We start from the raw sequence: 22,667 nt of genomic DNA on the forward strand, positions 1-22,667 counted from the left end.
ACTTCATAAACCTAGGAATGATGCAGAGCCGATTATTCGGTGCCTACGTCCACGTTAACGATGAACATCATTCATCATCAACAGGACGAAACGTTGAGTGAGGCACCATCCGTCTGTAGACCTGATTGTATATTTATGCGCCTGTATAGTTTTATACAGGCGTTTTTTTCTATATGCTTTTTTTTACGCCATATAGCTCATCCGTTTTGTGTTCATCGCGTTATCACGTTATCATCCAGCGCAAGGATAGACGGGAGATAGCAGCATTATGATAAATAAACAAAAAGCATACCTTGCACAGGAAAGACTCTTTCTTATAGAGAAGTTTGGCCCATTGTTATTCTTTTTGATCCCGTTGATTATGCTGATTATTGGTGGCAAATCATGGGCTAAATATGTGGCTTTTCTTTGTCAGGGGATTGCACTGATTTATATCGTGGTGTTTTACCAAGCAAGAAAATATTATTTGTCATTTAATCAAGAAAACGTGAAAGGAATACCCAGCCGTTTTTACCGTATTGCTTGGGTATATATCTTTTTGACTTTATGTGTAGAAGTGGTGTTGTTATTTCAACATGGCTTTTAAATAAAATAAAAAACCCTCAATAATAAAGAGGGTTTTTAAATCAGTTAATCAAACAATTTATGATCACATTTTTATCGAATGAGCTTACTTACTTTTTTTCGGCTCTTCAAAGATGACTGAATCTTTTTTCAGTGTCATTAATAAAGCATCTTTACGCACTTTAGCCGACTCTTCAGATTTTTTCTGTTTATCCAAGGCATCAGCAAGCCACGCAAAGTCATGAACATCAGGACGCTGTTTCAACGCATTACGAAATGCCGTTTCTGCTTGTACCCATTGCCCTTGCTGCATGGCTATTTGACCTAATGTACTGTTGAGCAATGGTGTAGGACCATGTTGCTTAATCAGTGTATTTAGTACTTTTAAAATCACATTAGCATCTGTATTTTTTAAACGTGGCAATAGTAAGATCAAGCGTTCATCATACTGACGTTTGATCCCTTCTAAAATGATCGTTTGAGCAGTAACAGGATCGTTGCACTCAATAAGATGTTCAGCTAAAACAACACGTAATGCATTATCATGATGTACTTTACGTGGTTGTGCTTTCCACCAATTTTTTAGCCCATCACAGCCACTTTCGGACATTTTTTGTCCCATAATGCCAATGTAGGCTTTTTGGCGTAATTGCTCTAATTCATCATCTGTATGCAACGCAATTTTTTGCATTGATGGGATGATATCAAGCAATGCTTGCCAAGCAGCGGTTCGGGTATAAGCCGTTTCAGCTAAACGTAAAACCTCAGGATGGCGAGGTGCTTGATTTAATAATTCATCAACCCCAGTACGTGCCGCATGATTTTCATTTTGCGCTAATAAAATACGCACCCGTGTAATATCAACTGGGAGTTGATTGGTATCGGCAAGTTCAGCTGCTCGTTCAAGGTGTTGCTGAACTCGGAATTCATCACCACGCTGTTGTGCAGCTTCTGCTGCTAATAGGTAGTTTACAACTGGCTGTTCTGCATAGTCTGCGTTGCGACTCATCAGTTTTTCAACTTCTTTAAAGTCGCCTTCTGCTAATTTCATTAACGCCATACTCGTTTGTTTACGAGCACGATTACGTTTACGGAAAGAAAACCAACTATAGGCTTTTGAACCTGTACCAATAAAACGGCGATAACTCCAACCAATTAGTAACAGTGCTAATTGCAGTAAAACAAACATAATGACAAGGCTGGTCACACTGGTTTCAATATCCCAATCATCCGTTTGTATAAGCACATAACCTTGATGGCCTGCCAATAGTGGACCAAAAATGATGCCAGCAATAAGCACCACAAAAAGGAGTAGTATTTTTAACATAAGCTTATTCTCCTTGTTGTGTTACTGCTGTATCAGCCGTTGCGCTATCAGCTGCGGTATCTTGTACGCTTTTCGATGTACTATCAGCTTCTACGGCTTGAGCATCTTGGGCTTCAACAGCTTGCACTTCAGTTACTTGTGGCTCTGCATACTCATTTTGTGCCAGTAGATTGCGGATTTGTTTTTCTACACGCTTTTCTAGCAATGTCGGGCTTTTCAATTCTGACGGCATTGCAAGCGTAATAGGTTGCTTCTCTAATTCAGATACCGTATCTAAAAATGCGGTTGTACTTGGATCAGAGGTATCAAAATAAGCACGAACCCAAGTGGATACTGCTTCAAGCGATTGCTGGTAGATCTCAGTCTGATGGCGAGGAACAGCTTGGGAAGCAATTAATAAACGTGAACGAATATTCTCACGTAAATAGATATCTTGGTTGGGTGCTAATAAAGGAACGGCTTCAGTATCTCGACGACGGATAGTAATGAAGTCATCCATAAAGCTTTTCCAGCTTTTACTTAGGTTTTGTTTCCAATCTGACAGCGAACCTGAAATAGTTTCGTCATCTTTATCCATTGGTGAGCCATTACGCTCAAGATCTGCTAAACGCAGATTATCAACCTGATTAGCTAATTGATTTATCTGTAAGATAGTGCCGTCGTTATCAATCTTGGTTAATGCGGCTAAACTACTGATATCTTCATTAATAGCACGACGAATTTCAAGTAAACTTGGATCGTTCATTTCTGCCAAGCTACTATCCGCACCTTTTAGTAAACTTACTGCGGTCACCACATCTTGGTCATTCCATAACTTACGACCCGCCATTTTAACCATAAAATCGGCTTGCGCTAATAGCCAACTTTTCACATCTGCACTGGAAATAGCGGCAAAACGTGTTTGTAGATCTTGAATTTGACGCTCTGTTGTTTGGCGCTCGTTTTGTAATTTATCGATAGTCTGTTTTTGTGAGTTAAACATGCTATCAATATTGTCAAAGCGTTGTTGATAAGTATTTTGGAGTTGTTGTAATTGGGCAAGCTCAGATTTGAGTGATTGATTTTCTACACTCAGCTTTGATGCTTGTTGATTGGTGTAATAGTAAAGGCTACCACCGATTGCCAAAATAACAAGGATAGCAACAGCACTTCCAATTAGACCTGAGCGCTTGTTATTAACAGGTTTGACTTCCTGATAGCGGACATTCTCATCAGCTTTAGCTGCATCTTTTGGCAAGTCATTATCATTTGTATTTTTCTGTTCCGTCATATCGGCGTCTCATTTAGGTTCTATATTAATGCATGAAATAAAGCATCATTATTGGCACTTTCAGCAACGGTGACGGTTTCCCACCCTAATGTTTTTGCTATTGTTGCTAATCGTTCACTCACCACCAGTAAATGGCAGTTTAACAGCCATGCTTTCTTAGATTCAGCGACCAGATCAAAGAGTTGTTGTAACATTTCACCGCTAGTGACAACAAGTGTATCAACCTGTGCTTTTTCCCACTGAAGCGCAAAATTGTCAGGGGAATAATTAATAAATAGGCGTTGGTAACATTCGCATTCATCAATCATTGCACCTCGTTGGCGTAATGTTGTTGCAAGTAAGTCACGACCACCGTTACCTCTAAGCAGTAAGATCTGTTTATTTTTCACCAGATTGAGTGTAGGAAGCGCGAGAAGATCTTCGCTAGTTTCTCCTTGCTCAGGATAGTGAATAGAAAGACCGCTTAAATGTTGGAAATCCTTTGCTGTGCTTTGACCTATTCCATAATAGGATAGCGTATCTGGCCATGATTGTTGTAATTGATTCAGTTGCCTGTTTGCGTATGACACCGCATTTTTAGAAAGTAAAAAAACACAATCACCCGCCTTTAATCCTTTTAGTTTAGCATCTAATAAAGGAAGCTCACGACCTGCGGTGATCTCTATTAAAGGTGCTTGAAATGCTGTTTTACCTGCATTAATTAAACGCTGGGTTAATGCTTTTCCAGCAGGATCAGGGCGAGTGACTAAAATACTCATGCGGGTGCATTACCCTGATATACCGCTGTTAGAATGGCTCTGGCACCTTTATCTAAAAGCTCTTCAGCCAGAGAAATACCTGCGGTTTCAGCTTCTTGTGGGGATACTAAACGCTCACCACGTAAAATAGTTTCACCATCAGGTGAACCGACCAAAGCCCGTAACCAAATTTTGTTATCTTGCCAAATAGCGTAACTTCCAATTGGAACCTGGCAACCGCCTTCAAGGCGCGTATTCATTGCACGCTCTGCTTTAACACAAATTGCTGTTCGGGAATGATTGAGAGCATCTAATAACTGACGAGTATCATTGTCATCTAAACGACATTCAATACCCACAGCACCTTGTCCAACTGCAGGTAAAGATTGCTCTGCGGATAATGGTGTGCGGATACGTTCATTTAGACCAAGGCGTTTTAAGCCTGCAACAGCAAGAATAATAGCATCGTAATCGCCGTTATCTAATTTGTTTAAGCGGGTGCCAACATTACCTCGTAAATCACGAATAATCAGGTCAGGGCGTTGTGCTTTTAATTGACATTGGCGACGTAAACTTGATGTGCCTACAATGCTACCTGCTGGGAGTTGCTCTAATGAATCATAATGGTTAGAAACAAAGGCATCTCGAGGATCTTCGCGTTCACAAATTGTCACTAATCCTAGACCTTCAGGAAAATCAATCGGAACATCTTTCATAGAATGAACGGCGATATCTGCGCGTGATCCAAGTAGAGCAAGTTCTAATTCTTTTACAAAGAGCCCTTTACCACCCACTTTAGCTAAAGGTGTATCTAAAATGATGTCACCTTTAGTGACCATCGGTATTAATTCGACGACTAAACCTGGATGAGCAAGTTGTAGTTGTTCTTTCACATAGAGCGCCTGCCACATAGCAAGAGGGCTTTGGCGGGTAGCAATACGGATGGTACTTTTTGACATAATAGTATTATCTCTTCCGAGCGATTAGCGATATTTTTGTTTAGAAATAAGGCATTGTTTTAACACTTTAAGGCTCAATTTTCCAGTTAAGGCGCTTTGAGTCGTGATAACAATGAAAGAAATAGAGGGTTAATCGAAAAAGAAAAAAAGAAAAAGGAAATAAAAAATAAGTAAAATAGTGATCTACTACGATGAATTTATTTATTTTCTGAGTTTTATTCTTTTTATATCTATATAAAGAGTGTGGTTGTTTACAAAAATAAAACATTGATCCATTTTTGTTAACAATTGGTTGTTGGTAAATAAGATAAATGTAATACCTAATCTGAACACATTGATAAAACAACCATTATTTTAGATAACGTTTTTTTGGTAATTATTTTTTCATATATAAATATACGATAAAATTTAACAAAAATATTATTAAATAAAAATAAGCGAAATAATAAAAAATAAAAAAATAAATTAAAATTTAAAGTAAATAAATATTTAATGAACATAAAACATTTATTTAAATATTATTATTTTAATACTAAAAAATATTTCATTATTTGAATGTAAAAATAAAAAAAACAACAAGAAAAATAAAAATATATATTTATCAAGTGGTTATTTTTATTTTCATTTTTTTAGTCATTTTCTAAGTTTTGTCAGTATTTATTTTGTTGTTCATCATCAAGTAAGCAGGGGTTTTTGTAGGTTAAATGGTGGATTGAAATATTTTTATTATCATTTTTTTCACAAATAAAATGATTTATCTATATGATTATAAACATATTAATATTGAAGCTTTACACGATTAAGCCCTTAAATATCGTTTTTAGATCTTGGTGCTATATTTTGAGTTCCTCTTTACGCCTTGCGCTCAAGGTGTTAAATTGATCACGTTTCCGAGATTTTGTTAGTAAAGTTTTATCTATTAATAATGGATTAACTCAAGCTCGGTCACTTATAAACTCAGATTCTACTATCTTCTTAGTATTGTTCAGGCGAAACTCTTGTATCTTTATATTGAAACACTGAAGCAACGGCTGGATGCGATTAATCAACTCAGACTGGAACGAGCATTTGCATCGATGTGTGATGTTTTTAAACAGGTCTATGGTTTAATTCCTGTTTTATTGCATTACCACCATCCTGAGTTACCCGGCTACCTACAAGGAAATGTTCCTCACGGTACATGTTTCTTTGAACCTGATGACATGCAACGTCAATGGGCCAATAAGCTGATTAACGCATTATGTGATGAGCCAATGGAAGGGTACGCCAGCGGAGAGTTGCCAATTACTGGCATCTACTCGATGGGTAGCACTTCTTCTATTGGGCAAAGTCACTGCTCTGATATTGATATTTGGGTCTGCCATCAATCATGGCTGGATCAGGACGAGCGTGCGCTTTTACAACGCAAGTGCCAACTGATTGAACAGTGGGCTGGTGAGCTAGGCATTGACGTTACATTTTTCTTAATCGATGAAAATAGATTTCGCCATCATGCAAGCGGTAGCTTAGGTGGAGAGGATTGTGGTTCTACTCAACATATTCTTTTACTTGACGAATTTTACCGTACTGCGGTACGTCTTGCAGGTAAACGCTTGCTATGGACGATGGTGCCAGTAGAAGAAGAACACCATTATGATGAATATGTTAACTCCCTTTATGCTCAGGGCGTATTAACACCCAATGAGTGGTTAGATTTGGGGGGGTTAGGTGAACTTTCAGCCGAAGAGTATTTTGGTGCAAGTTTATGGCAGCTTTATAAAAGCGTTGATTCGCCATATAAAGCGGTATTAAAAAGTATTTTATTAGAAGCTTATTCCGCGGATTATCCTAATGGAAAACTGCTGGCATTAGAGATGAAGCAACATCTTCACCGTGGTGAAATCGTCAATTACGGTTTAGATGCTTATTGTATGATGCTTGAGCGTGTTACGCGTTATTTAGTTTCTATCAATGATTTAACCCGCCTTGATCTTATCCGTCGCTGTTTCTACCTAAAAGTGTGTGAAAAATTATCTAACGAAAAAACACAAAATGAATCCGAAGGTTGGAGACGACAAGTCTTATCTCAATTAGTGACTCAGTGGCAATGGGATAACGAACGGTTAACGATACTCGATACCCGTGATAGCTGGAAAATCGAGCGAGTACGTGATGCGCACAATGAACTATTAGATACGATGATGCAAAGCTATCGTAATCTTATCCGTTTTGCGCGTCGCAATAATTTGAGTGTCAGTGCAAGCCCACAAGATATTGGTGTATTAACACGTAAACTTTATGCGGCATTCGAAGCATTGCCTGGTAAAGTAACACTGGTTAATCCGCAAATATCACCTGATTTATCAGAGTCACATTTAACCTTTATTTATGTACCACAAGGCCGAGCAAATCGTAGCGGATGGTATTTATATAATCGTGCCCCTGATTTTGAAAATATCGTTGGGCATCAACCATTAGAATATAACCGCTACCTAAATAAATTAGTGGCGTGGTCTTATTTTAATGGGCTGTTAACAAAAGGATCTCGTGTTTATATTCATCAAGGGGATTCCTCTTGTGATGAAATTAAACTACATGAATTAGTCAGGGATATGTCGAGCCATTTCCCTATTCGTTTACCAGCTCCAACACCAAAAGCATTGTATAGCCCTTGCGAAATTAGACATCTAGCCATTATTGTCAATTTGGAAACAGATCCAACAGAAAGTTTTTCTGATCAAGTGGTTCACTTTGATTTTAGAAAATTGGATGTTTTTAGCTTTGGTGAAAAAGAGCAATGTCTTATTGGTAGCATTGATTTGTTGTACCGCAACTCTTGGAATGAGGTAAGAACTCTTCATTTCAGTGGCACACAATCTATGTTGGAATCGTTAAAAACGATTTTAGGTAAAATGCACCAAGATGCGGCGCCACCGGCCTCTGTTGAAGTATTCTGCTATAGCCAACATCTACGAGGTTTAATTCGTACCCGCGTGCAACAGTTAGTATCAGAATGTATTGAGCTACGTTTATCAACGAATCGTTTAGAGCCGGGACGTTTTAAAGCTTTACGTATTGCTGGACAAACTTGGGGTTTATTTTTTGAGCGCCTAAATGTGTCGGTGCAAAAATTAGAAAATGCTATCGAGTTTTATGGTGCAATTTCATATAACAAACTTCATGGATTGCCTGTTAAGCTGGATAAAGATGCTCGTTATTTACCTGCGGTCATTGATGGTTTTGCGTGTGAAGGGATTATCCAGTTCTTCTTTGAAACTACAGAAGATAATAATGTCTTTAATATCTATATTTTAGATGAAGCAAATCGTGTCGAAATTTATTCCCATTGTGAAGGAAGCAAAGAAGAGTTAGTGAAAGATGTTAGCCGCTTTTACTCTTCCTCTCATGATCGATTCACATATGGCTCAAGCTTTATTAATTTTAACTTGCCGCAGTTTTATCAAATTGTGAAAGTGGAAGGATCAACACAAGTGTTACCTTTTGCTGGCGGATCATTTGGTAAATTATCCGATCTAGGTAATAAAGAGGCTCAACCTGAGATGAATGTTGTTGCCCACGGATTTACAGATTATAAAGCTGTGCAACACTCTTAATTGAGTATAGGTCTATAAACAATAATGGGAGCTTTGATAGCTCCCATTATTGTAATTAACTGGGCTTCTTAGAAAGAAAACACTTCCCCACTTTGTTCTGTTATTGCTTGTGCTAGCATGGTTAAAAATTCACCACCACTTCTATCACAAATCCATTGATCATCTTTCCAATCAAAGTGATAACCACCAGAGCGTGTCGCTAACCAAATTTGATGAAACGCTTCCTGACGATTAATAATGATTTTGCTATTATTTTCAAAGGTTAATGTCATTACACCGCCATTGATTTCACAATCAATATCTGCGTCACCTTCATAATTATCAATAGTTTGTTCTATTTCTGACAAGAGTTCGTCAGCTAATTGGTGAAATTCACTGTCGTTCATCTTCATTTCCTATTTGCTTTTCGAGATCTAACTGCGATTATAGAGGATATTAACCAAATAAATGACAGGCAGATTTCGAATGAAAACGTATTTACGTTGCACTCTTGCTATAATAACACTGATTTCTCTTTCGGGTTGTGGCTTGAAAGGCCCTCTTTATTTCCCTCCTGAAGATACTCAGGCAAAAATGACGCAGTCATCCCAGCCAACCCAGCAAGTTGAGAGCACCTCAACTCAGACCAATTAGTCAATCTTAGAAACGGTAATTTCGTTTCAGGCAGGGGCAAGATGCAATTTTCAAAAATGCATGGTCTTGGTAACGACTTTATGGTGGTCGATGCCGTGACCCAAAATGTTTATTTTTCACCAGAATTGATATGTCGATTAGCTAATCGTCATACTGGTGTTGGGTTTGATCAATTGTTAGTGGTTGAAGCGCCTTATGATCCTGAGCTTGATTTTCATTATCGTATTTTTAATGCGGATGGAAGTGAAGTTGCACAATGCGGTAATGGTGCGCGTTGCTTTGCTCGATTTGTGAGACTAAAAGGGCTTACAAATAAAAGAGAGATAAAAGTCAGTACACAGTCCGGCAGAATGACCTTACACGTTATGGATAATGATGATGTGTGCGTCAACATGGGGGAGCCTGAGTTTGATCCTCAAAAAGTCCCTTTTCGTGCACAAAAAGCGGAAAAGACCTATATTATCAGGGCAATGGAACGTACTGTATTATGTGGTGTAGTTTCGATGGGAAATCCCCATTGTGTTATTCAGGTTGAAGATATCAAAACAGCCGAAGTGGAATTATTAGGGCCAGTATTAGAGCAACATGAACGTTTCCCTGAACGTGCTAATATTGGGTTTATGCAAATCGTAGACAGGAATAACCTTCATTTGCGAGTATTTGAACGTGGTGCGGGTGAAACTAATGCATGTGGTAGCGGAGCTTGTGCTGCTGCTGCGATCGGTATTTCACAAGGTTTATTAGATAAACGAGTGAAAGTCACGTTGCCTGGTGGATCGCTGTTTATCGAATGGAAAGGAGTGGGTAACCCTCTTTATATGACCGGGCCTGCGACACATATTTATGATGGGATCATCCAGCTATAATATTATTTTTTGAGAGGCTATCTGTATGACGGATAAAAATGAGCAGTTCTGTTGCCCTGAAACAAACGAACTTAATGATCAACAAGTGGTTCGTTACCTCACAGAGCATCCTGGTTTTTTTATCCGTAATGCAAGTTACATTGAGCAAATGCAAGTTCCTCATCCCGTTAGAGGTACTGTCTCATTAGTTGAGTGGATAATGTCACGCCAACGTAATCGCATTCACTATCTTGAAGAAGATATGCGTTTATTAATAGAGCAAGCTTCTGAGAATGAATCTTTGTTTAGCCAACTCTTGTTATTAATTTCTGAATTATCCAGCAGTGACTCTCTCAATGAAATGTTAGAGCGTTTAAACCTCTGGGCTAAAAGATTAGGTCTGTACTCTGTTCAATTGCGTTTATTTACTGATCGTTGGCAATTACAACCACCTTTAGATGCACAAGCGCTTGCTCTCTCTCGTCAAGCTTTTGAACACTTCCGCATTCAGCGTATGGGTGATGATAATCACTATTTAGGTATGCTCAATGGACAAGAGATCATGTTGTTGATGCCTAACGTACGGCGTTCTGGTTCGGTTGCTCTCTCATTATTAGGACATTATGGTGATTTAGGTGTGATTATTTTTAATAGTCGAGATAATCAACATTTTCAGGAAGGAATGGGAACCGTCATGTTGGATAAATTAGCCCATATCTTACCGGAATTATTAACACGTTGGGTGGCAAGACAATGAGTCAACCCAGCGATCTTCCAGAAACACTCACCACGGCTATTGAGCAATTTCTGCGTTACATTCAAGTTGAACGCCGATTAAGTCCTGTAACGGTAGAAAACTACCATCGCCAATTGATGGCCTTAGTGCAAATGATGGTCGAGATAAAAATAACGCAATGGCAATCACTTGAAAGCCAACATGTACGTATGTTATTGGCAAAAAGTCATCGAAGCGGGTTACAGCCGACCAGTTTAGCTTTGCGCTTTTCTGCGTTACGTAGCTTTCTTGATTGGCAAGTAGCACAAGGTATGCTGGATGTTAATTCTGCGAAAGGTATACGTACACCTAAATCAGGTCGTCATCTTCCTAAAAATATGGATGTAGATGAAGTAAACCAATTAATGAATATCGACTTAAACGATCCCCTTTCTGTCAGAGATAGAACCATGCTAGAGGTGATGTATGGTGCGGGTTTGCGTTTATCTGAGCTGACTAATCTCAATATTAACGATATTGACCTGAATGAAGGTGAAGTGCGTGTATTAGGTAAAGGGAGTAAAGAGCGTAAAGTTCCTTTAGGAAGAAAAGCGATAGAATGGTTACAAAATTGGTTTCCGATGCGAGAACTTTATGCACCAGAAGATAAGGCTGTTTTTATCTCAACTCAAAGTGGTAAGCGTTTATCTGTGCGTAGTGTACAAAAACGTTTTGAACTTTGGGGGATAAAACAAGGGCTAAATAGCCATGTGAATCCTCATAAGTTACGCCACTCATTTGCTACACATTTACTAGAGTCCAGCGGTGATTTACGTGCGGTACAAGAGTTATTAGGACACGCTAATTTATCAACGACACAAGTTTATACCCACTTAGATTTTCAGCATTTAGCGAAAGTCTATGATGCTGCTCATCCGAGAGCTAAGAGAGAAAAATCATAATGCGCTTTTACAGAACTCTGACGCCAATTGCAGCGATGACTTTTGATCTAGATGATACGCTGTATGACAATGTGCCAGTGATGGATAAAACGGAAAAAGAGACACTGGCTTTTATTCGCCAATATGATCTACGTTTTAATCATTTCACACAAGAAGATGTGAATGCCTATAAAAAGCCACTTATAGAAAATAATCCAGAGATATTTCATGATATTACACAGTGGCGTTGGCTTGCTGCTAGGAATATGTTGTTAGATTACAACTACAGTGAAGCTAAAGCAAAGCAAGGTGCAGATGAAATTATGGCGCATTTTGCTTATTGGCGTAGTCGTATTAATGTGCCTCAAAATACACATCAAGTCCTCACTCAATTAGCAGAAAAAATTCCGTTAATTGCCATTACAAATGGTAATGCAAATCCGCTAAGTTGTGGCTTAGGGCAGTATTTCTCACATATTTTAAAAGCTGGCCCTGATGGTCGCTCTAAACCTTATTCTGATATGTTTGATAAAGCGGCAACGCTTTTAAAAGTGCCTCATCAACAAATTTTACATGTGGGTGATCATCTTGTGACGGATGTTGAAGGTGCTGTTAATAGTGGATTACAAGCTTGCTGGATTAACCTTGATAACCGTAGTTTGTTTGAAGAAGGTGAAACTCGCGTGATGCCACATATTGAAATTACAGATTTAAGTAAACTGATAGAATTGGTTTAGCGTGATATTAGATCAAAATGGCAGAGATAAACGCAATTGAAAAAGGCTTTACTTTGCATCACGGATGAAATCCTGTTAGTTTGTTGCTTACTCACTATTTCTGTATATATCCACAGTATTTTCCTCACTAAATGATTGGTAATTATGGACGTCTCATATCTGCTAGAAGGCCTTAATGATAAACAGCGCGAAGCCGTGGCCGCACCTCGCATAAATATGTTGGTGCTTGCTGGCGCAGGCAGTGGTAAAACACGCGTATTGGTACATCGTATCGCTTGGTTATTATCTGTTGAGCAAGCTTCCCCTTTTTCTATTATGGCTGTGACGTTTACCAATAAAGCGGCAGCAGAAATGCGTCATCGTATCGAAGATTTAATTGGTACCAGTCAAGGCGGTATGTGGATTGGGACTTTCCATAGCTTGGCTCATCGTTTATTACGCGCACATTATCTCGATGCAAACCTACCACAAGATTTTCAAATTATTGACAGTGACGATCAATATCGCCTTATTCGTCGCATTGTTAAATCGATGAACCTTGATGATAAACAATGGCCTGCACGACAAGGAATGTGGTATATCAACGGTAAAAAAGATGAAGGATTACGCCCTCAGCATATTCAAACCTATGGTAATCCTGTTGAAACAACATGGTTAAAAGTGTACCAAGCATATCAAGAAGCATGTGATCGTGCGGGGCTGGTGGACTTTGCAGAGCTTTTATTACGTGCTCATGAGCTTTGGTTGAATAAGCCACAAATTTTAGAACATTACCAAAATCGCTTTACTAATATCTTGGTTGATGAGTTCCAAGATACTAACCGTATTCAATATGCATGGATTAGAATGCTGGCGGGTCAAACGGGTAAAGTGATGATTGTAGGCGACGATGACCAATCCATTTATGGTTGGCGTGGTGCACAAGTTGAGAATATTCAAAACTTCTTAAATGAATTTCCTGGCGCAGAGACTATCCGGTTAGAGCAAAATTATCGTTCTACAAGCAATATTCTAAAAGCTGCGAATGCGCTAATAGCAAATAACAGTGATAGATTAGGTAAAAATCTTTGGACTGAAGGTGCGGAAGGCGAGCCTATCTCACTATATTGTGCTTTTAATGATTTAGATGAAGCGCGTTATGTCGTTAGTCGAATTAAGCGCTGGCAAGAAGAAGGCGGCGCGCTGACAGATTGTGCCATTCTTTATCGTAGTAATGCCCAATCTCGTATAATGGAAGAAGCATTACTACAAGCGGCAATGCCATACCGTATTTATGGCGGGCAACGTTTCTTTGAACGCCAAGAAATCAAAGATGCACTCTCTTATATGCGATTAACTGCGAATCGCCATGATGATGCTTCTTTCGAGCGTGTTGTGAATACACCGACACGAGGTATTGGAGATAGAACATTAGATATTGTTCGCCAAGTTGCAAGAGATAACCAAATTACTTTATGGGAAAGTGCATTACAGGTTATCGAACATAAAATGCTAGCAGGGCGAGCAACAGCAGCAATACAGAGATTCTTAGAGTTAATTGAGACATTAGCATCTGAAACGGCAGATATGCCATTACATGTACAGACAGACCGAATCATTCGTGATTCAGGTTTGAAAGCGATGTATGAGCAAGAAAAGGGTGAAAAAGCCCAAGCTCGTATTGAAAACTTAGAAGAGCTTGTCACTGCAACTCGTCAGTTTAGTTATCAAGATGAAGACGAAGATTTGATGCCACTACAAGCGTTCCTTTCACATGCGGCATTAGAATCGGGTGAAAGCCAGGCCGATGCGTATCAAGATGCGGTTCAATTAATGACCCTTCACTCAGCTAAAGGGCTTGAATTTTCACAAGTCTTTATTGTGGGTGTTGAAGAAGGCATGTTCCCAAGCCAAATGTCATTAGATGAAGGTGGGCGTTTAGAAGAAGAGCGTCGCTTGGCCTATGTTGGTGTAACTCGTGCAATGAAAAAGTTAACGCTTACTTACGCTGAAAACCGCCGTCTATATGGAAAAGAAGTGAGTCATCGACCATCTCGCTTTATTGGTGAGTTACCTAAAGAGTGTGTTGAAGAAGTCCGTTTACGTGCGACGGTTTCACGTCCTGTTAATCATAGCCGTTTAGGTACTCCAATTATCAGTAATGATTCGGGGTATTCACTCGGACAACGTGTGAAACATCCTAAATTTGGTGATGGGACCATTATTAATATCGAAGGTAGTGGTGAGCATTGCCGATTACAAATTGCTTTTAATGGCGAAGGTATTAAATGGCTGGTGGCTGCATTTGCTCGACTAGAGTAAGTTGTCATTTAAAGTGAGCAGTTACTATCTTAATATAAAAAACACCCTTACTTGTCTATCAAATAAGTAAGGGTGTTTTTTTAAGGGATGTTTGATTTGGTTGCTTAATAATCTTGTTATCTACTCTTATTTAATGGGATTATTTGATGAAAATTTCTAGTATCTTTTTTCACACTTACACTTTTGTATCGCCTAGCTCGCGAACCTCTCCGGTATCTTCTTCTAGTTATGAGTTTTTGATCGAAAATACTGAGGAAGTTCTTTGTGATACTTACCATTCCAGTGGATCTATCAATGAATTCGAAGAGGATTTGTATTGTAAATTATTGAGACACCAGCGTGATTATGTTCCTCGTATCAATCTCAATTACAGTGTTGTGATTAACCATATTCAAGTGATTAATAACGCAATGTTTACGTTATTTAGGCGTTCATATCGCCATGCAGAAGAACTCTCAAAGAGTGTGCATTTGCTAAAGAAAAATAAGAAGAAACGCTCTCCCGCTTTTATACAGATTAGTAATTTAGCGGAAGAGTGAGTTTTGGGATTAACCGCGTCTTAAACGACGTTGGGTATAGAGTGCATCTAAGGTAAATAAAATAAGGGCAACCCAAATAAAACCAAAGGTCACTAATCTTTCTGCATCAATTTGCTCGCCATATACCATTGTGGCAAGAATAAACATCAAAGTTGGGCCAATATATTGGAAGAAGCCTAAGGTTGATAAACGCAGATGATGAGCTGCTTCAGTAAAGAGCAATAATGGTACAGTTGTAATAATACCAGCTGCGATTAACAAGGTATTCAATGACCAACTGTTTTCAAGCATATTGCTTGTTGGCGAATGGGTAAAAAATAAGATGTAAATTAACGCGACAGGGAATAACCATAATGTTTCGACTAACATTCCTGTTTGTGCATCGACACCTAATTTTTTACGCAGTAGACCATAAAGCCCAAAAGTTACAGCGAGACTTAAACCAATCACGGGTACAGATCCAAAGTGCCATAACTGAATAAATACCCCAGTAAAGGCTAAACCTACAGCTACCCATTGCATACGACGGAAACGCTCGCTTAAGAAAAGCATACCAAACAAGACGTTAACAAGGGGGTTAATAAAATAACCAAGACTAGCTTCTAGCATATAGCCATGGTTAACGGCCCATATATAGGTAAGCCAGTTAGTTGCGATAATGACTGCTGTTAGTGCCAAAAGTAGGATTTTTTTAGGTTGACGTATTAATTGGCGTAAATAAGGCCAATGACGACTAATCGTCATTAAAATCAACATAAAAAAGAATGACCATAGGATACGGTGTGTGAGGATCTCTTCAGCGGGCACTTCTTGAATGCTTTTAAAATAGACAGGGGCAATACCCCAGATCAAATAGGCGCCTAAGGCACATAAAACGCCTTTCATCGTGTTTTTCTGGTTCATGCTATCTCTGGAATTGATGGAAAGGAAATGTGTGACGGGGTTATCATACCCAATGACATTATCTAATGTGTCATTAGGCATGTATTTTTACAAGTAATTAATAACATTCTAAGCATCATAGCGCACAATGAATTTTAACAAAGACTTAACCCACAATGTAGGTTGCTGTCCCACTTGCTATATGAACTTGTTTTTCATTATGTAATTCAACACGAGCAACAGAGACTTTATTGCCACTGCGCAAGATATGGCTACTTGCAGTAAAACATTCCCCACGTCCAGGTCGTAAATAATCAACCCGTAAATCAATCGTACCCATTTTAGCGAGTTTCTGTTCTAACTGCTCTTGGGATATAGGAGCTAAACGTGTTAATGCATTACCAACACAAACTAATCCTGCACTAACATCAAGCACTGAAGCAATTAGGCCACCATGTAAAATACGTTGAGCAATATTACCGACCAATTTATCTTGGTAGCGGAATTGAATTTCTGCGTAATCTTGTTCAAAACGAACTAACTCCAAACCAATCAACTGGTTAAATGGCATTTTATATACAAAAACATGACCAATTAAGGTTTGAGCCTCTTCTAATGTTAGCTGCTTTTCCATTTTTAGGATCTCCGATATCACGTCATAAAGTTAATATAATGTTAATAATACATGACGAAACCGTAATTTCCCATTCGTGCTATAAATATAATGGTGTAAAAATATACGAGATTTAATGGCGATTACGTGTAAAATATGGTGGCTTAAGTGTAATAAAGCACATTTATAAGAACTAATTCCAAAGTAAGTACTAACTTTTATATTATTCAATAATGAAACAGGATAATTAACTATGCGTTACATCCGTTCTTTACTTGCGGTGGCTTTATTCTATCCAGCATGGGGATTTGCATCCGAAATTCAAACATCATCATCTCCTGCACCGCTTGTTCAGGGCAGTATCATTTCCGGTTTATTACAAGAATACGACTCACCTTTTGTTCTTTATCCTTATGAATCCAATTACATTATTTACACTGATACCTCTGATATGAATAAAGAGGCTATCCAAAGTTATGATTGGGGTAATAAGGCTAAAAAAGATGAGGTGAAATTTCAGCTCAGTTTGGCCTTTCCTTTATGGCGTGGTATTGCGGGTGAAAACTCTGTGTTAGCGGCGTCTTATACCCAACGTTCTTGGTGGCAATTAAGTAATAAGAAAGAATCAGCACCTTTCCGTGAGACGAACTATGAGCCACAACTCTTTCTAGGTTGGGCTACTGACTATAAATTTGCAGGTTGGACACTTCGTGAAATTGAGACAGGTTTTAATCATGAGTCAAATGGGCGTTCAGATCCTACATCTCGTAGTTGGAATCGAGTTTATGCGCGATTTATGGCACAAAAAGGTAATTTTCAGCTCGATTTAAAACCATGGTATCGTTTTAGCGAAAGTGCACAACGTGATGATAATCCAGAAATTAATCGTTACATGGGCTATTATCGTTTAAAAGCAGGTTATCGATTAGGTGAGAGTGTGATCACTGCTACTGGGCGCTATAACTGGAACAGTGGCTATGGTGCTGCTGAATTAGGTTGGAGCTATCCAATTACTAAGCATGTTCGCTTTTATACCCAAGTATTTAGTGGTTATGGTGAATCGATGATTGACTATAATTTTCGCCAGACACGTGTTGGTGTGGGTGTGATGCTGAATGATATGCTGTAATTTTCCTCGTTCTGGGGTAGCATAACGCTATAAATGATGACGGCACCTTCATATTGGTGCCTTTTCTTTGACTCCTCATCATAGTTTTTATCAGCAGCTTTTCAGAGGAACGGCGTGTCCACAGCAGAAGTTCTTAATTCAATGCCATCAGCACAGACTATTTTGCGAGAAACCTTTGGTTATCAGCAATTTCGTCCTGGTCAGCAAGAGATCATCCATACTATTACAACAGGACGTGATTGCCTTGTTGTGATGCCAACAGGGGGTGGAAAATCCCTTTGCTATCAAATCCCGGCATTATTGTTAGATGGATTAACCGTCGTTGTGTCGCCTTTGATTTCCTTGATGAAAGATCAAGTCGATCAGCTTTGCCTTCATGGCATTGAAGCTACTTATTTAAACTCAACACAAACCCGTGAAGAGCAACTTGATGTTCAAGTGCGTTGTCAAAAGGGTGAAATAAAACTGCTATATATTGCTCCTGAACGTTTGATGATGGAGAGTTTTCTTCACCAATTAGTGCAGTGGAAACCTGCATTGTTAGCTGTTGATGAAGCGCACTGTATTTCACAGTGGGGGCATGACTTCCGCCCTGAATATCGAGGAATTGGATTATTAAGGCAATATCTCCCCGATGTTCCAATTGTTGCACTGACAGCAACAGCAGATAACACAACGCGTTATGACATTATAAATCAGCTAGTCTTGCATGATCCTTTAATTCATATCAGCAGTTTTGATAGGCCGAATATCCGCTACACTTTAGTTGAGAAATACAAGCCACTTGATCAACTTTGGCTCTTTATTCGTGGTCAAAAAGGAAAGTCAGGCATTATTTACTGTAATAGCCGCAGTAAAGTAGAAGAAACCGCAGAGCGACTCAGTAAGCGAGGGTTGAGTATTGCGGGTTATCATGCCGGAATGGAAATGACACAGCGAGCCAAAGTGCAAGAGGCGTTCCAGCGTGATGATTTGCAAATTGTGGTTGCAACCGTTGCGTTTGGAATGGGGATAAACAAGCCTAATGTGCGTTTTGTGGTTCACTTTGATATACCCCGTAATATTGAATCTTATTACCAAGAAACTGGGCGAGCAGGGCGAGATGGATTACCTGCGGAAGCCGTATTATTTTACGATCCCGCTGATATGGCGTGGTTGCGTCGTTGTTTAGATGAAAAGCCAGAAAGTGACCAAAAAGCGATTGAAATGCATAAGCTCAACGCAATGGGGGCATTTGCTGAAGCACAAACATGCCGACGACTAGTACTCCTTAATTATTTCGATGAACATCGACAAAATGCCTGTGGTAACTGTGATATTTGTCTTGATCCTCCTAAACAATATGATGGATTGGTCGATGCGCAAAAGGCTTTATCCTGCATTTATCGTACGGGGCAACACTTTGGGATTGGTTATATTGTCGAAATATTAAGAGGAGCGAATAATCAACGTATTCGCGATGCAGGGCACGATACATTACCTGTTTATGGTATTGGTAAAGCACAAAGTCATGAACATTGGGTGAGCGTGATACGCCAACTTATTCATTTAGGGATGGTGACACAAAATATTGTACACCGCTCTGCATTACAGCTTACTGAGATGGCAAGACCCATCTTACGAGGTGAAGTTCCATTACAATTAGCCGTGCCTAGATTATTAAGCCCAACAAAAAGCCGTAATCAACAAACAAAAAATGCACATAGACAGTACGATAGAAAATTATTTGCGAAACTACGTAAATTACGTAAATCTATTGCTGATGAAGAAAATATTCCGCCCTTTGTGGTCTTTAATGATGTCACATTGATAGAGATGGCAGAGCAATGCCCTGTTTATCCTGATGAGTTGTTATTAATAAACGGTGTCGGTCAACGAAAATTAGAACGATTTGGACCCGCTTTTATGACACTGATCCGTGACCATATTGAGGGCTTCGAATAACGCCAACAAGGAGAGCCAATGACAACCACTCTTTTTAAACATTCGTGGTTATCTCGTGAAAAGCAGTTTTCTGCTTTTACGAATGGCACTTTGTTGGATTTTTGGAACCAGCGTGAAGAAGGTGAGTTTACGGGCGTTGATGGCGTAAAGATCCGTTATGTTCATTGGCGTTCAGCATCGCACAATAAAGCACTAGTAATTTCTTCAGGCCGTAGTGAAAGCTATGTAAAGTATCCTGAAGTTGCATTTGATTTTTTCCATATTGGCTACGATGTCTTTTTGCTTGATCATAGAGGGCAAGGCCTGTCAGGCCGACTATTAGAAGATACACAAAAAGGTCATGTAGAAAAATTCAGTGATTATATTGATGACTTCTCAACATTCATTGATACGATAGTGTTGCCTTATCAATACCAACATTATTTTGCATTAGCCCATTCAATGGGGGGTGCTATCTTAGCGGGATATCTTCTAAAACATCCTCATGTTTTTAAAGCAGCCGCATTAAGTGCGCCGATGTTTGGTATTAATTTACCGATACCTCGCTGGGTAGCTAATTTTTTAGTTAATCGAGCAGAACAAAGTCAATCTGAAAGAAATAACTACGCAGTATCAACAGGTAAATGGTTTCCACTGCCTTTTATTCTTAATGTGTTAACACATAGCCATGAACGATACCGTCGTTATTTACGTTATTACGCTGATTATCCTGAGTTACGATTAGGTGGTCCTACTTATCATTGGATAGGAGAAAGCCTACAAACAGGGGATTGGTTAATTGAACATGCGGGAGAGATTGATACCCCTTTATTAGTGCTTGAAGCTGAGCATGACAAGGTGGTGGATAATCAAGAGCTAAGGGCTTTCTGTGAACGTTATAGTCAGTCCAGAACAAGAGAAGAAAAGCAAAAATTGCCACTGGTGATTAAGGGTGCGCATCATGAAATCTTGTTCGAAATAGATAAGCTACGCTCACAAGCATTGAATGAAATCTGTGAGTTTTATGATAAGCATTTATTTTAATCAGGAATGTGTATGTATTCGATAGTCGCTTCAGATCTTGATGGCACGTTGTTATCACCTAATCATGTATTAACTCCCTATACGCAAGAAACACTACACCTACTTATTAATAAAGGGGTGCATTTTGTATTTGCAACGGGTCGTCATCATGTTGATGTTGCTCAAATTCGTGACGGGTTAGGCATTAACGCTTATATGATAACGTCTAATGGTGCAAGAGTGCATAACACGCATGGTGACCTTATTTTTAGCCAAGATCTTGAGCCTGAAATCGCTTATGACTTGGCTCTTATGGTTTTTGATCACCCTGAAATTGAAACTAATATTTATGCTGGTGACTACTGGTATGTTAATAAAGAGATGCCGGGGGCTTGTGAGTTTTTTCGAGAATCAGACTTTAGCTATGAATTATATTGTAAAACCGGATTCCCGACTACCAATGTCTGTAAGGTCTTTTTCACCTCTGAAGATCATGAGCTATTACTGAAGCTAGAGAATGAAATTAATCAGCGTTGGGGTGATAAGGTCAATGTGAGTTTCTCACTGCGTAATTGCTTAGAAGTGATGGCAGGGGGCGTATCTAAAGGTGAGGCACTAGAGAAAGTGGCTGAACTGATGCAACACTCAGCGAAAGATGCTATCGCATTTGGTGATGGTATGAATGACAAAGAGATGCTCAAGATAGCGGGTAAAGGTTGCATTATGGAAAATGCCCATCAGGCATTAAAAGATCTGCTACCCAATATGGAAGTCATTGGTGCTAATGCGGATGAAGCAGTTCCTCATTATTTACGCAAGTTATACCAAGTGTGATCCCTTCTAAAGAACAAGGCGAACAAAATGTTGTTCGCCTTGTTCTTTGTTCTTTTTAAATCTATCTACATTTCGTCAGTGGTATTGCATCGTAAACTGCAATGTTCCATTTGCTTTGCCTGCACTCGTTGTATTAGATGTTTGGATATATCCTGCCTCTAAAGGAATAGAATAACTGCCTGCGGCGTTATTTTTTTCACTCACAGTAATTAATTGCCCCAGCTTAATAGGCTGATTTTTATATTTAACTTGGATACCGTAACCCTTAGCGGTATTGCTGTCTGTTGGGTTACTTAAACCAATGGTTCCAGTTGTTTGTTGGTCATCAGCAACACCATCAAATCGGATCTTAATTGGTGAAACCGGATCACAACTCAAATTAATATTAAAATCTTTGATACTCTCTGGGCTGACAGAGCCAACACCATTAAAACTCGATTTAGGTACTGCACCCAGTGGCACATTAATATTATTATTCACAACATCACAGCCACTAGAGATGATGTTTAAAGATGATAGATTAATTTTAGGTTCACTTTTTCCTACATAGTCACTGGTAATAAAGCCATTATTGTAGAGAATAAGCATTGCGACCCATGACGCTGGGATCGTTTGTGATTTCACATTATCTCGTAATTTATAAAGCTTCATTTCTAATGACACAGAATAATTACCGCTGGTCGCATTAGTTGAGCAAATAAGGCGATTACTGTAGTTACCATCAATATTTTGCTGACCATCGACATAAGCAGAGCCACTACAACTCCCACTAATGGTGCCATGTAAGGTATAACCTACACCACTGCTGTTAAGCTCTTTGACATAAGCGCCATTGACTCTTGGGCTTGATGCATTAAAAGAGCCTGGTAAATAAATCCCTGGTCTTACTGCACCACCGGAGAGATTCCACCAAGTCCATGCATTCACAGTTCCTAAATTAATCGTTGCGACTTCGGTTAAAATAGGTGCTGAACGTGAGACATAAATGGGAGCAGAATAGGTGACTGTTTTAGTGGTAAGGTCTGCCCTAAACTCTGCAAATGTGGTTGATGTATACAAAACAGCAGACAGACAACCAAGAGTTATATATTTATTCATTGTG

Annotated in this window: 21 protein-coding genes; 13 read left to right on the top strand and 8 right to left on the bottom strand. The window is 39.1% G+C overall.

The annotated features are described in order from the left end of the window. The first annotated feature begins 268 nt into the window (after positions 1 to 268). A complete protein-coding gene (locus LG402_RS01045; RefSeq protein ID WP_166540254.1) occupies positions 269 to 586 on the top strand; it encodes a hypothetical protein in 318 nt (105 codons plus the stop codon). Between the two features lie 84 nt (positions 587 to 670). Here LG402_RS01045 and hemY read toward each other — a convergent pair whose 3' ends face one another. Genes hemY through hemC form a run of 4 tightly spaced genes read right to left on the bottom strand, consistent with a single transcriptional unit; the run spans position 671 to position 4,857 of the window. Further along, positions 671 to 1,891, bottom strand: a complete 1,221-nt coding sequence (gene hemY / locus LG402_RS01050; RefSeq protein WP_166540255.1) for a protoheme IX biogenesis protein HemY — start codon at positions 1,889 to 1,891, stop codon at positions 671 to 673. Between the two features lie 4 nt (positions 1,892 to 1,895). After that, positions 1,896 to 3,161, bottom strand: coding sequence for a uroporphyrinogen-III C-methyltransferase (gene hemX, locus LG402_RS01055; protein ID WP_166540256.1), 1,266 nt, complete (start codon positions 3,159 to 3,161; stop codon positions 1,896 to 1,898). Positions 3,162 to 3,181: 20 nt separating this feature from the next. Beyond that, a complete protein-coding gene (gene hemD / locus LG402_RS01060) occupies positions 3,182 to 3,919 on the bottom strand; it encodes a uroporphyrinogen-III synthase (protein ID WP_227336293.1) in 738 nt (245 codons plus the stop codon). Further along, the gene (gene hemC / locus LG402_RS01065) at positions 3,916 to 4,857 is read right to left on the bottom strand and encodes a hydroxymethylbilane synthase (protein ID WP_166540258.1); all 942 of its coding nucleotides are present in this window, start codon (positions 4,855 to 4,857) and stop codon (positions 3,916 to 3,918) included. Before hemC ends, hemD begins: the two co-directional genes overlap by 4 nt. 998 nt (positions 4,858 to 5,855) lie before the next feature. On the opposite strand from hemC, the gene LG402_RS01070 reads away from it, so the two are divergent. After that, complete coding sequence (locus LG402_RS01070) at positions 5,856 to 8,450, top strand: class I adenylate cyclase (RefSeq protein WP_166540259.1); 2,595 nt, start codon at positions 5,856 to 5,858, stop codon at positions 8,448 to 8,450. A 68-nt stretch (positions 8,451 to 8,518) separates the two neighbouring features. Here LG402_RS01070 and cyaY read toward each other — a convergent pair whose 3' ends face one another. Next, entirely contained in the window at positions 8,519 to 8,836 is a 318-nt protein-coding gene (cyaY, locus tag LG402_RS01075; protein ID WP_166540260.1) for an iron donor protein CyaY, read from the bottom strand. A 79-nt stretch (positions 8,837 to 8,915) separates the two neighbouring features. Here cyaY and lptM point away from each other — a divergent pair, with 79 nt between their 5' ends. The 7 genes from lptM (at position 8,916) to LG402_RS01110 (ending at position 15,161) form a co-directional block, all read left to right on the top strand. After that, positions 8,916 to 9,083 carry an LPS translocon maturation chaperone LptM gene (gene lptM, locus LG402_RS01080; RefSeq protein WP_166540261.1) on the top strand — a complete coding sequence of 56 codons (168 nt, stop codon included), beginning with the start codon at positions 8,916 to 8,918 and terminating at the stop codon, positions 9,081 to 9,083. Positions 9,084 to 9,124: 41 nt separating this feature from the next. Beyond that, positions 9,125 to 9,949, top strand: a complete 825-nt coding sequence (dapF, locus tag LG402_RS01085) for a diaminopimelate epimerase (protein WP_227336294.1) — start codon at positions 9,125 to 9,127, stop codon at positions 9,947 to 9,949. 25 nt (positions 9,950 to 9,974) lie between these two features. Continuing rightward, complete coding sequence (locus LG402_RS01090; RefSeq protein WP_109410169.1) at positions 9,975 to 10,685, top strand: DUF484 domain-containing protein; 711 nt, start codon at positions 9,975 to 9,977, stop codon at positions 10,683 to 10,685. Further along, complete coding sequence (gene xerC / locus LG402_RS01095; RefSeq protein WP_166540263.1) at positions 10,682 to 11,605, top strand: tyrosine recombinase XerC; 924 nt, start codon at positions 10,682 to 10,684, stop codon at positions 11,603 to 11,605. The genes LG402_RS01090 and xerC overlap by 4 nt, the downstream gene beginning before the upstream one ends. After that, positions 11,605 to 12,321: a 5-amino-6-(5-phospho-D-ribitylamino)uracil phosphatase YigB gene (yigB, locus tag LG402_RS01100; RefSeq protein WP_166540264.1), complete on the top strand. Its 717-nt coding sequence runs from the start codon at positions 11,605 to 11,607 to the stop codon at positions 12,319 to 12,321. The genes xerC and yigB overlap by 1 nt, the downstream gene beginning before the upstream one ends. A gap of 144 nt (positions 12,322 to 12,465) precedes the next feature. Further along, entirely contained in the window at positions 12,466 to 14,622 is a 2,157-nt protein-coding gene (gene uvrD, locus LG402_RS01105; RefSeq protein WP_166540265.1) for a DNA helicase II, read from the top strand. A 146-nt stretch (positions 14,623 to 14,768) separates the two neighbouring features. Then, positions 14,769 to 15,161, top strand: a complete 393-nt coding sequence (locus LG402_RS01110) for a hypothetical protein (RefSeq protein WP_166540266.1) — start codon at positions 14,769 to 14,771, stop codon at positions 15,159 to 15,161. A gap of 9 nt (positions 15,162 to 15,170) precedes the next feature. Here the strand turns inward: LG402_RS01110 and rarD are convergent, their stop codons facing one another. Next, on the bottom strand, positions 15,171 to 16,064 hold the full coding sequence (gene rarD / locus LG402_RS01115) for an EamA family transporter RarD (protein WP_166540267.1): 894 nt from the start codon (positions 16,062 to 16,064) through the stop codon (positions 15,171 to 15,173). A 145-nt stretch (positions 16,065 to 16,209) separates the two neighbouring features. After that, complete coding sequence (locus LG402_RS01120; protein WP_036939522.1) at positions 16,210 to 16,677, bottom strand: thioesterase family protein; 468 nt, start codon at positions 16,675 to 16,677, stop codon at positions 16,210 to 16,212. Between the two features lie 232 nt (positions 16,678 to 16,909). On the opposite strand from LG402_RS01120, the gene pldA reads away from it, so the two are divergent. The 4 genes from pldA (at position 16,910) to yigL (ending at position 21,565) form a co-directional block, all read left to right on the top strand. Then, positions 16,910 to 17,785: a phospholipase A gene (gene pldA, locus LG402_RS01125; RefSeq protein ID WP_109410164.1), complete on the top strand. Its 876-nt coding sequence runs from the start codon at positions 16,910 to 16,912 to the stop codon at positions 17,783 to 17,785. Between the two features lie 114 nt (positions 17,786 to 17,899). Continuing rightward, positions 17,900 to 19,729, top strand: a complete 1,830-nt coding sequence (gene recQ / locus LG402_RS01130) for an ATP-dependent DNA helicase RecQ (protein ID WP_109410163.1) — start codon at positions 17,900 to 17,902, stop codon at positions 19,727 to 19,729. Between the two features lie 18 nt (positions 19,730 to 19,747). After that, positions 19,748 to 20,752 carry a lysophospholipase L2 gene (gene pldB / locus LG402_RS01135; protein WP_109410162.1) on the top strand — a complete coding sequence of 335 codons (1,005 nt, stop codon included), beginning with the start codon at positions 19,748 to 19,750 and terminating at the stop codon, positions 20,750 to 20,752. 12 nt (positions 20,753 to 20,764) lie between these two features. Next, positions 20,765 to 21,565, top strand: a complete 801-nt coding sequence (yigL, locus tag LG402_RS01140) for a sugar/pyridoxal phosphate phosphatase YigL (protein ID WP_166540268.1) — start codon at positions 20,765 to 20,767, stop codon at positions 21,563 to 21,565. Positions 21,566 to 21,640: 75 nt separating this feature from the next. Here the strand turns inward: yigL and LG402_RS01145 are convergent, their stop codons facing one another. Further along, positions 21,641 to 22,663 (bottom strand): fimbrial protein, encoded by a 1,023-nt coding sequence (locus LG402_RS01145; protein WP_208105161.1) that lies wholly within the window; start codon positions 22,661 to 22,663, stop codon positions 21,641 to 21,643. Between the last annotated feature and the right edge of the window lie 4 nt (positions 22,664 to 22,667).

Origin of the sequence: Proteus sp. NMG38-2 (assembly GCF_020640995.1) — a bacterium.
Classification (GTDB): Bacteria; Pseudomonadota; Gammaproteobacteria; order Enterobacterales; family Enterobacteriaceae; genus Proteus.

Bases quoted from the DNA above. Each gene is read 5' to 3' on its own strand.
- LG402_RS01045 (WP_166540254.1), top strand. From the start codon at position 269: ATGATAAATAAACAAAAAGCATACCTTGCACAGGAAAGACTCTTTCTT.
- LG402_RS01120 (WP_036939522.1), bottom strand. From the start codon at position 16,677: ATGGAAAAGCAGCTAACATTAGAAGAGGCTCAAACCTTAATTGGTCAT.
- rarD (WP_166540267.1), bottom strand. From the start codon at position 16,064: ATGAACCAGAAAAACACGATGAAAGGCGTTTTATGTGCCTTAGGCGCC.
- LG402_RS01090 (WP_109410169.1), top strand. From the start codon at position 9,975: ATGACGGATAAAAATGAGCAGTTCTGTTGCCCTGAAACAAACGAACTT.
- uvrD (WP_166540265.1), top strand. From the start codon at position 12,466: ATGGACGTCTCATATCTGCTAGAAGGCCTTAATGATAAACAGCGCGAA.
- cyaY (WP_166540260.1), bottom strand. From the start codon at position 8,836: ATGAACGACAGTGAATTTCACCAATTAGCTGACGAACTCTTGTCAGAA.
- dapF (WP_227336294.1), top strand. From the start codon at position 9,125: ATGCAATTTTCAAAAATGCATGGTCTTGGTAACGACTTTATGGTGGTC.
- yigB (WP_166540264.1), top strand. From the start codon at position 11,605: ATGCGCTTTTACAGAACTCTGACGCCAATTGCAGCGATGACTTTTGAT.
- LG402_RS01145 (WP_208105161.1), bottom strand. From the start codon at position 22,663: ATGAATAAATATATAACTCTTGGTTGTCTGTCTGCTGTTTTGTATACA.
- hemY (WP_166540255.1), bottom strand. From the start codon at position 1,891: ATGTTAAAAATACTACTCCTTTTTGTGGTGCTTATTGCTGGCATCATT.
- yigL (WP_166540268.1), top strand. From the start codon at position 20,765: ATGTATTCGATAGTCGCTTCAGATCTTGATGGCACGTTGTTATCACCT.
- LG402_RS01110 (WP_166540266.1), top strand. From the start codon at position 14,769: ATGAAAATTTCTAGTATCTTTTTTCACACTTACACTTTTGTATCGCCT.
- hemX (WP_166540256.1), bottom strand. From the start codon at position 3,161: ATGACGGAACAGAAAAATACAAATGATAATGACTTGCCAAAAGATGCA.
- lptM (WP_166540261.1), top strand. From the start codon at position 8,916: ATGAAAACGTATTTACGTTGCACTCTTGCTATAATAACACTGATTTCT.
- pldA (WP_109410164.1), top strand. From the start codon at position 16,910: ATGCGTTACATCCGTTCTTTACTTGCGGTGGCTTTATTCTATCCAGCA.
- xerC (WP_166540263.1), top strand. From the start codon at position 10,682: ATGAGTCAACCCAGCGATCTTCCAGAAACACTCACCACGGCTATTGAG.
- pldB (WP_109410162.1), top strand. From the start codon at position 19,748: ATGACAACCACTCTTTTTAAACATTCGTGGTTATCTCGTGAAAAGCAG.
- hemD (WP_227336293.1), bottom strand. From the start codon at position 3,919: ATGAGTATTTTAGTCACTCGCCCTGATCCTGCTGGAAAAGCATTAACC.
- hemC (WP_166540258.1), bottom strand. From the start codon at position 4,857: ATGTCAAAAAGTACCATCCGTATTGCTACCCGCCAAAGCCCTCTTGCT.